Here is an 8132-nt window from a genome sequence, read left to right as displayed (position 1 = left end):
GCCGTAAACTCCGCTGCACCCTCTCCCCTTGTGGGAGAGGGTGGCTCAAGATCGCGAAGCGAGATTGAGCCGGGTGAGGGGGTTCTCTCGGCGAGTCGTGTGCGCGGAGAGAACCCCTCACCCGCCTCGCTCTGGACGATGCTTCGCATCGCCCACGCGCTCCGGCACCCTCTCCCACAAGGGGAGAGGGTGCACCGGTCTTGCCGGTTTCCGTTCGCTCCAGAAGCAATACGCACGCCCAACCGAATCTTAACGATGGGTTGATAGACCAGCCTGTCGCCGCCATCTGCGCGGCATGCGCATGGACTTGCCCGTGGCCGTGATGGATGCCGAAACGTCGCCCTCTCCTGCCGGTCTGGTCGCACGGCTCAGGGCGCGGCTGACGGGCGGTGCCAACGAGGCGTTGCTGACCCGCAGGCTCGCCGGCATCATCTTCGTCATCCGCGTGCTCAGCGCCGGTCTCGCCTATCTCTCCCAGATCCTGCTGGCGCGCTGGATGGGCGGCTCCGACTACGGCATCTACGTCTATGTCTGGACCTGGGTGCTGCTGCTCGGCAGCATGCTGGATTTCGGCCTCGCCTCCTCGGCGCAGAAGATCATCCCGGATTATCGCACAAGCGGCGAGCAGGCGCTGCTGCGCGGCTTCCTCTCCGGCGGACGCTGGCTGACCTTCGCGGCCTCGACCGCCGCAGCGCTGCTGCTCGCCGGCCTGGTCCGGCTGCTGTCGCCCTTCATGGAGCCGGGCGAAATCATCCCTCTCTATATCGGCTGCGCCACATTGCCGGCCTTCGTGGTCGCCAATACGCAAGACGGCATCGCCCGCTCGCACGACTGGATGACACTGGGGCTGATGCCGCAATTCATCATCCGCCAGGCGCTGATCATCGGCATCACCGCGGGCGCGTTCGTGCTCGGCTTTCACCTCGGCGCCACGGCTGCGATGATCGCAAGCGCGGCCGCCGTGTGGATCGCGATGTGTGGGCAGATGCTGGTGCTCAACCGCCGGCTCGGCGCGCATGTCGGACGCGGGCCGAAGGACTACGACGTCAAGGGCTGGCTCAGCGTGTCGTTGCCGATCCTGCTGGTCGAAGGCTTCTATCTGCTGCTCTCCTACACCGACGTGCTGGTGCTGCAGCAGTTCCGCCCCTCGGACGAGGTCGGCATCTACTTTGCCGTGGTAAAGACGCTGGCGCTGGTCTCCTTCATCCATTACGCGATGTCCGCGACCACAGCGCATCGGTTCGCCGAATACCACGCGCTCGGCGACAAGGACCGGCTATCGGCCTATGTCGCGCACGCCATCCGCTGGACGTTCTGGCCGTCGCTGGCCGCGACCCTGGTGCTGCTCGCCTTGGGCAAGCCGCTGCTGTGGCTGTTCGGGCCGCAATTCGTCGGCGGCTATGACATCATGTTCATTGCCGCGATCGGTCTCGTGGTGCGCGCCGCGATCGGCCCGGTCGAGCGGCTGCTCAACATGCTCGGCCATCAGCATATCTGCGCGCTGGCCTACGCCTCGGCCTTCGTCATGAACGTCGTGCTCTGCGTCGTGCTGGTGCCGCGCTTCGGCGGCTATGGCGCCGCGGCCGCCACCACGCTGTCGCTCACGTTCGAGACCGCGCTGCTGTTCTGGATCGTCAAACGCCGGCTTGGCCTGCACGTACTCGCATTCGGTCAGATCAATTGACCCGACGGGGACATGAGTTCCCGATCACGGAAGCGTTGAGATAAGTGCCTTGCTTTTGGCGCGATCAGGCCAGCAAATGGCCCGATGGATTTATGGGGGATCGGGGGATGTTGAAAGCAGGCCTCGTCATTACACTGGGGTCGTTGCTGCTTGCGGGCTGCATGCAGACCACGCTGTCGCCGTCGACCGACGCCAGCATGACCCCGCGCGACCGCCAGCAACTGGCAAATCCGCCTTACGCGGAGATCCAGGTTCCGGAGCAATATCGCCGTCATGTGGTCGACTATGATCGTCCGGACCCGCCGGGCACGATCCTGGTCGATAGCGATGCCCACTATCTCTACTACGTCATGCCGGATCACAAGGCGCTGCGCTACGGCGTCGCCGTCGGTGAGGAGGCCATGGCCTTCTCGGGTACCGCGACCGTCGGCAAAAAGGCGGAATGGCCGGACTGGGTGCCGACCCAGGGCGAGCAGGAGCGGCTCGGACCGTTTCCGAAGCGCGTTGCCGGCGGCGCGGCCAACCCGCTTGGTGCCCGCGCGCTCTATCTGTTCCAGGGCAATACCGATACCCTGTACCGGATCCACGGCACCAACCAGCCGGAATATATCGGCCAGTCGGTCTCGTCCGGCTGCATCCGCATGACCAATGCCGACGCCATCGACCTGTTCGATCGCGTCAAGATGGGCGCGCCCGTCGTGGTGCTGCCGCCCGGCCAGAGCATCGCCAGCGGAGGCCTGTTCGGCAACCGCCGGACGTGAGCGAGGAATACATGGGCGATCCGCTCCCCAGCGGCGATTACGTCGCATCCGCCGAGGAGCTTGAAATCATCGACAGCGCTGTTGCGGCTGTCGATCGCGGTGAGGTCGCGAGCGAGGCGGATGTCGAAGCCGCCTTTGGGCGATTCGCGCAGAAATGATCGCCTGCTCGTGAGTTCGCTTCACCCACAACGCAGTTTCAGCACCAGGATTGCCGCCGCCAGCGCCACCGTGATGGCGTTGGCGACCACCAGCAGCAGGTCGCCGATCAGCGCGCCGTAAAGCAGCCACATCGAATTGCCTGGTGTCTGTAGCACAAACATCCCGGCCGAGATGTCGTGGGTCGAGCGCGAGCGCCAGGCCTTGACAACCTGCGGCAGGAACGAACTCGTTGTGCAGATCGCGGCCCCAAGGCCGATCATGGTGGTCAGCAAGATCGAATCCCGCATGCGTTTGCTGTTGCAACGCTTGTAGAACGGGTTGCGAAGGCGAAACCCGTCGCGGGACGGGACATGCCAGCTTTCGTCATTGCGAGGAGCGCAAGCGACGAAGCAATCCAGACTTCCTTCTTGGCGCTGGATTGCTTCGCTGCGCTCGCAATGACGTCGAAAGACTGCCTTCCTACTCCGCGGTCCAGCCGCCGTCGATCGACAGATTGGCGCCGGTGATCTGCGAAGCATCGTCGCTGCACAGAAACAGCGCCAGCGCGGCCACCTGCTCCACCGTGACGAACTCCTTGGTCGGTTGCGCGTCGAGCAGGACGTCGTTGATGACCTGCTCCTTGGTCAGGTTGCGCGCCTTCATGGTGTCGGGAATCTGCTTCTCGACCAGCGGCGTCCAGACATAGCCCGGCGAGATGCAGTTGCAGGTGATCTTGTGGGTCGCGACTTCGAGCGCCACGGTCTTGCTCAGGCCGGCGATGCCGTGTTTGGCCGAAACATAGGCCGACTTGAAGGGCGAGGCGACCAGCGAATGCGCCGACGCCGTGTTGATGATGCGGCCCCAGCCGCGCTTCTTCATCAAGGGCACCGCGGCCCGGATGGCATAGAACGCCGAAGAGAGGTTGATGGCGATGATCGCTTCCCACTTCTCCGGCGGAAACTCGTCGACTGGCGAGACGAACTGGATGCCGGCATTGTTGACCAGGATGTCGACCGAGCCGAATGTCTTGTCGCCGAGCGCGATCATCTCGGCGATTTCGGCCGGCTTGGTCATGTCGGCCGGCGAATGCACCGCCTTGACCTTGAAGTCGCTCTCGATCGCCGCGCGCTCCTTCTCGATGTCGGCAGGCGCGCCCATGCCGTTCAGCACGATATTGGCGCCCGCACTGGCGAAGGCGCGCGCGTAAGCGAGCCCGATGCCGGAGGTCGAACCGGTGACGACGGCGGTCTTGCCTGACAGATTAGCCATATTGATATTCACTCCTGCTTGTCGTGGAGGGTTTGCGTGCCGTCCCCGATCAGATCGTAGGTCACCATGGTCTCTCCCGATTGCGGCCGGTCCAGCCAGTCCTTGTGGCGCATCGACAGATGCACGTCGCGCACACCCGAACTCCAATGCTCGACCATCGCCACATGGGAGAAATCATAGTCCTTCGAGGACGACTCGTAGTTCTTGCTCTTGTAGATCAGGTGCACCACCGTGACGGTGTTCTCCTTCGCGGCTTCGCGCAGCAGCTTGACCGAGGGATCGTCCTTCAAATGATCCGGCAGCTTGCTGATCAGGTCGAGCACGGCGCGGCGGGTATTGTGAATCTGCCGGTTCTTGTCGGTGTTCATCCGGGTGCGGCTGGAATAGCGGATGTCCTTTTCGCGTTCTGCCGCCTCGAGCAGCGTCCCCGGCAGCAGCCCACGTGCGCTGAACAGATCGACCTGGAAGATCAAGAGATCGCGGCTGGTCTCCGCATCGAGCACATAGTCGAGCGGCGTGTTGGAGGCGATGCCGCCATCCCAATAATGCTCGCCATCGATGACGACGGGCGGAAAGCCGGGCGGCAGCGCGCCGGAGGCCATGATGTGCTCGGGGCCGATGCGCTTGCCCTGACGGGCAAATTCGACATTGTCGAAATACTTGAAATTGCCCGTGGTGACGCTGACCGCGCCAACGCTGAGCCGGCACTTCAGGTCGTTGATGCGATCGAAATCGACCAACCGCTCCAGGGTGCGTTTCAGCGGCGCGGTGTCGTAGTAGCTCTGTGCCTCCAGGCTGCCCGGCGGCCACAACGGCGCCGGCGGAATTCGCGGGGTGAAGAAGCCGGGCACGCCGAAGGTCGCGATCAACGCGGCACTGGCCTCGTTGAACGCGCTGCGGCCGTGGTCGCCATTGAGCAGCGGCTTCCAGGGCACCGGTGCCGACACCAGCTCCCAGAATTCCTTCAGACGCGCCACCCGCTTGTCGGGCTCGTTGCCGGCAATGATCGCGGCGTTGACCGCGCCGATCGAGATGCCTGCGACCCATTCCGGGTCGAAATGGAAATGGCATAGCGCCTGATAGGCGCCGGCCTGATAGGAGCCGAGCGCACCACCGCCCTGCAGCACCAGCACGCGCTGCGCTTCAGCCGGTGTGGAGGGCTGCGGCGGAAGAGAATGATCCGTCATGTCGATCGATCAATTATCAAATGCATCACCAACCGTGGCGTCACTTCGCAGTGACGTCAACCATACCCAAGGTTGGGGTGGTCAGCGCAATCGACGGAATAGACCACAGGCCTGTCAGAAGCGCCGATCTCGGATTATGACGGCTGCTTCTCGGGCGCCGCCAGGATCATGGTCCAGAACACCTTGTACTTGGTGTTCGGAGCATAGCTCGCCGCGATGCCTAATTTTGTGACACCGCTTTTCAGCATGTTGGCCTTGTGCGGCGGCGAGTCGCGCCAGCCGGAAAAGGCTTCCGCCAGCGTATGATAGCCAGCCGAGACGTTCTCGGCCGCAATATTGGCCCGATAGCCGGCCCCGGTGAGGCGCATGGCCAGCGGCGCGCGGACGTCGTGATCGAGCTTGTTCTTGTCGGCCATCGCCCGCGACTGCGCTTCCGCAAGCCGCATCAGGTCGGGATCGACCTCGACGGCGCCGAGACCGTTGTTCTGGCGGTATAGCGAGATCATCGTCGCCGCTGCCGCCGCGTCGAGCCTGGCACCCGCCATGGCCATATCGGCATACATCGACGGGGCCTCGACCACCGGCGCCTCCGCGGCGCATCCAGCCAGCAACATTATGACGAAAAGGGCCGCAGCCGCGCGCATCGCTGAATCATCCCTGTGACAGACCGGCGGGTTGTTGCATACCAACCGTGGCTGAATGGTGAACGCGGGGTAAGTTCCGAGGGCGGTAATCTCCAGCATTCCCACGGGGAATGCCTTCTTAACCTCGCCCCGCTTGCGAGGAGAGGTCGGATGGCATCGAAGATGACATCCGGGTGAGGGGGTACAGGTCCAACGATGCCCACCCGCCGTGCATCTGCCCCTCACCCCGCCTCTCCCCGTAAAGAACAGGGAGAGGGAGCGCACCACCTGCTCGGCGGCAGTTCACGCCGACTATCCTGCCGGTCGCTTGCCCCGCTCCCGAGCGGAGCACGAGCATCCTACCCCGCAAAGATCCGGTACCGCCGCGGGCGCAGGCCGATGGCGTCGCCGACCCTGAGATCGCGGTCGCGGGGGGCATCGATCTCGATCCGGGTCGCACTCTCCATGAGGGCGATCTCGGCGCGCTGCACCGGGCCGAAGCTGCGCACATGGGTCACCGCGCCCTGCAGCGGGCCAAAGCCCGCCGGGCCAATCAGCATGTCATGCCGGCGCACGAACAAAGTCGAGGCGCCGGCCGCGATGCCATCGCTCGCGAGATCGAGCGGCCGACCATTGAGATGCACGGCGCTGTCCTTCACCTCCACCGGCAGCGTGATGGATTCGCCGATGAAGCCGTGCACGAAGGCGCTGGCCGGACTGTCATAGACGTCGCCGGGCGAGCCGACCTGCTCGATGCGGCCCTTGTCCATCACCACCACCCGATGGGCGACCTCGAGCGCCTCCTCCTGGTCATGGGTGACGAAGATCGAGGTGACATGGATCTCGTTGTGCAGCGAACGCAGCCATTGCCGCAGCTCCTTGCGCACCTTGGCATCGAGCGCGCCGAACGGCTCGTCGAGCAGCAGGATGCGCGGCTCGATCGCGAGCGCACGCGCCAGCGCAATGCGCTGGCGCTGGCCGCCGGAGAGCTGGTTCGGATAGCGGTCGGCGAGCCAGTCGAGTTGCACCAGGTCGAGCAGCTCCTTCACCCGCTTGCGGATCTCGGCCTCGCTCTTGCGCACCTTGCGTGGCTGCACGCGCAGGCCGAAGGCGACATTCTCGAATACCGTCATGTGGCGAAATAGCGCGTAGTGCTGGAACACGAAGCCGACATGGCGCTCGCGCGCGCCGCGCGACAGCGCGTTCTCGCCGTCGAAATGCAGCTCGCCGCTATCGGGCCATTCCAGCCCGGCGATGATTCGCAGCAGCGTGGTCTTGCCCGAGCCGGACGGTCCGAGCAGCGCCAGCAGCTCGCCGTCGGCGACCTTGAGGTCGACGCCGTCGAGCGCCTTGAAGGCGCCGAAGCTCTTGCCGAGATTTTTGACTTCAATGGCCACGGGGCGCCCCCTCGTCCAGATGCCGTTCGAGCACGGTCTTCGCGATCAATGTGATCAACGCCAGCATCGCCAGCAACGAGGCGATCGCGAACGCAGCGACGAACTGATACTCGTTGTAGAGGATCTCGACCAAAAGCGGCATCGTGTTGGTCTCGCCGCGCACATGACCCGAGACCACCGACACCGCGCCGAACTCACCCATCGCGCGCGCGTTGCAGAGCAGGACGCCGTAGAGCACGCCCCATTTGATGTTCGGCAAGGTCACCCGGAAGAAGGTCTGCAGGCCGGAGGCACCGAGCGAGATCGCGGCCTCCTCCTCCTGCGTGCCCTGCTCCTGCATCAGCGGGATCAGGGCACGCGCCACGAAGGGAAAGGTGACGAAGGTGGTGGCCAGCGCGATGCCGGGAAATGCGAACAGGACCTGCAAATTGTGTGCCTGCAGAGAGGCACCGAAGAAGCCCTGGGCGCCGAACAGCAGCACGAAGACGAGACCCGAGATCACCGGCGAGACCGAGAACGGCAGGTCGATCAGCGTGATCAGAAGCGTCTTGCCGGCGAAGTCGAATTTCGCGATCGCCCAGGCTGCGACCAGGCCGAACACCAGGTTGAGCCCGACCGAAGTTGCGGCGACCAGCAAAGTCAGGCGGATCGCGGCCAGCGCCTCCGGGTCGGCAAGCGCGGCGAGATAGGCACTGATGCCCTTCGCGAAGGCCTGCGCGAACACGATGACCAGCGGCAACACGACGAAGATCGACAGGAAGCCGATCGCTGAGGTGATGAGGACGATGCGAACCGCCCGCGGCTCGGTGCGCGGATCGTGACTGGCGCGCGCGATCTCCGCCGGAGAACTCGGATGTACGCGTGGCACTGTCATCTCGATGCTCACGTCGAAATCCTCAATTCGAGGGCATCCGGCGCTGCGCCCAGCGCTGCAGCCGGTTCACCGTGAAGATGATGACAAAGGACGCAACCAACATCACCACCGCGATCGCAGTGGCATCCGCGTAGCGATATTCCGACAGCCTGATGACGATCAGCAGCGGCGCGATCTCGGAGATGTTCGGCAGATTGCC

At 64.3% G+C, this 8132-nt stretch carries 9 protein-coding genes and 1 pseudogene; 3 read left to right on the top strand and 7 right to left on the bottom strand.

Annotated elements, in window-relative coordinates:
• Positions 1-313: 313 nt before the first annotated feature.
• The 3 genes from WA702_RS24440 (at position 314) to WA702_RS24430 (ending at position 2603) form a co-directional block, all read left to right on the top strand.
• Positions 314-1684, top strand: coding sequence for a lipopolysaccharide biosynthesis protein (locus WA702_RS24440; protein ID WP_425113121.1), 1371 nt, complete (start codon positions 314-316; stop codon positions 1682-1684).
• Between the two features lie 107 nt (positions 1685-1791).
• Complete coding sequence (locus WA702_RS24435) at positions 1792-2445, top strand: L,D-transpeptidase (protein WP_425113119.1); 654 nt, start codon at positions 1792-1794, stop codon at positions 2443-2445.
• Between the two features lie 11 nt (positions 2446-2456).
• Complete coding sequence (locus WA702_RS24430; RefSeq protein WP_425113118.1) at positions 2457-2603, top strand: hypothetical protein; 147 nt, start codon at positions 2457-2459, stop codon at positions 2601-2603.
• Between the two features lie 21 nt (positions 2604-2624).
• On the opposite strand, the gene WA702_RS24425 is transcribed toward WA702_RS24430, so the two are convergent.
• From WA702_RS24425 to WA702_RS24395, 7 genes and pseudogenes are all read right to left on the bottom strand, one after another.
• Entirely contained in the window at positions 2625-2891 is a 267-nt protein-coding gene (locus WA702_RS24425) for a SemiSWEET transporter (protein ID WP_425113117.1), read from the bottom strand.
• 172 nt (positions 2892-3063) lie between these two features.
• Complete coding sequence (locus WA702_RS24420; RefSeq protein WP_425113116.1) at positions 3064-3852, bottom strand: 3-hydroxybutyrate dehydrogenase; 789 nt, start codon at positions 3850-3852, stop codon at positions 3064-3066.
• Between the two features lie 8 nt (positions 3853-3860).
• Positions 3861-5039: a DUF3734 domain-containing protein gene (locus WA702_RS24415; RefSeq protein WP_425113115.1), complete on the bottom strand. Its 1179-nt coding sequence runs from the start codon at positions 5037-5039 to the stop codon at positions 3861-3863.
• A 134-nt stretch (positions 5040-5173) separates the two neighbouring features.
• On the bottom strand, positions 5174-5683 hold the full coding sequence (locus WA702_RS24410; RefSeq protein WP_425113114.1) for a CAP domain-containing protein: 510 nt from the start codon (positions 5681-5683) through the stop codon (positions 5174-5176).
• Positions 5684-6021: 338 nt separating this feature from the next.
• Complete coding sequence (locus WA702_RS24405) at positions 6022-7059, bottom strand: sulfate/molybdate ABC transporter ATP-binding protein (protein WP_425113113.1); 1038 nt, start codon at positions 7057-7059, stop codon at positions 6022-6024.
• Positions 7049-7933, bottom strand: a complete 885-nt coding sequence (cysW, locus tag WA702_RS24400) for a sulfate ABC transporter permease subunit CysW (RefSeq protein ID WP_425113120.1) — start codon at positions 7931-7933, stop codon at positions 7049-7051. Before cysW ends, WA702_RS24405 begins: the two co-directional genes overlap by 11 nt.
• Before the next feature lie 22 nt (positions 7934-7955).
• Positions 7956-8132, bottom strand: a pseudogene (locus WA702_RS24395) (molybdate ABC transporter permease subunit); the annotation flags it as partial.

This window comes from Bradyrhizobium sp. (assembly GCF_049798375.1).
Taxonomy (GTDB): domain Bacteria; phylum Pseudomonadota; class Alphaproteobacteria; order Rhizobiales; family Xanthobacteraceae; genus Bradyrhizobium.
This window is presented reverse-complemented; position numbering and strand designations above follow the sequence as displayed.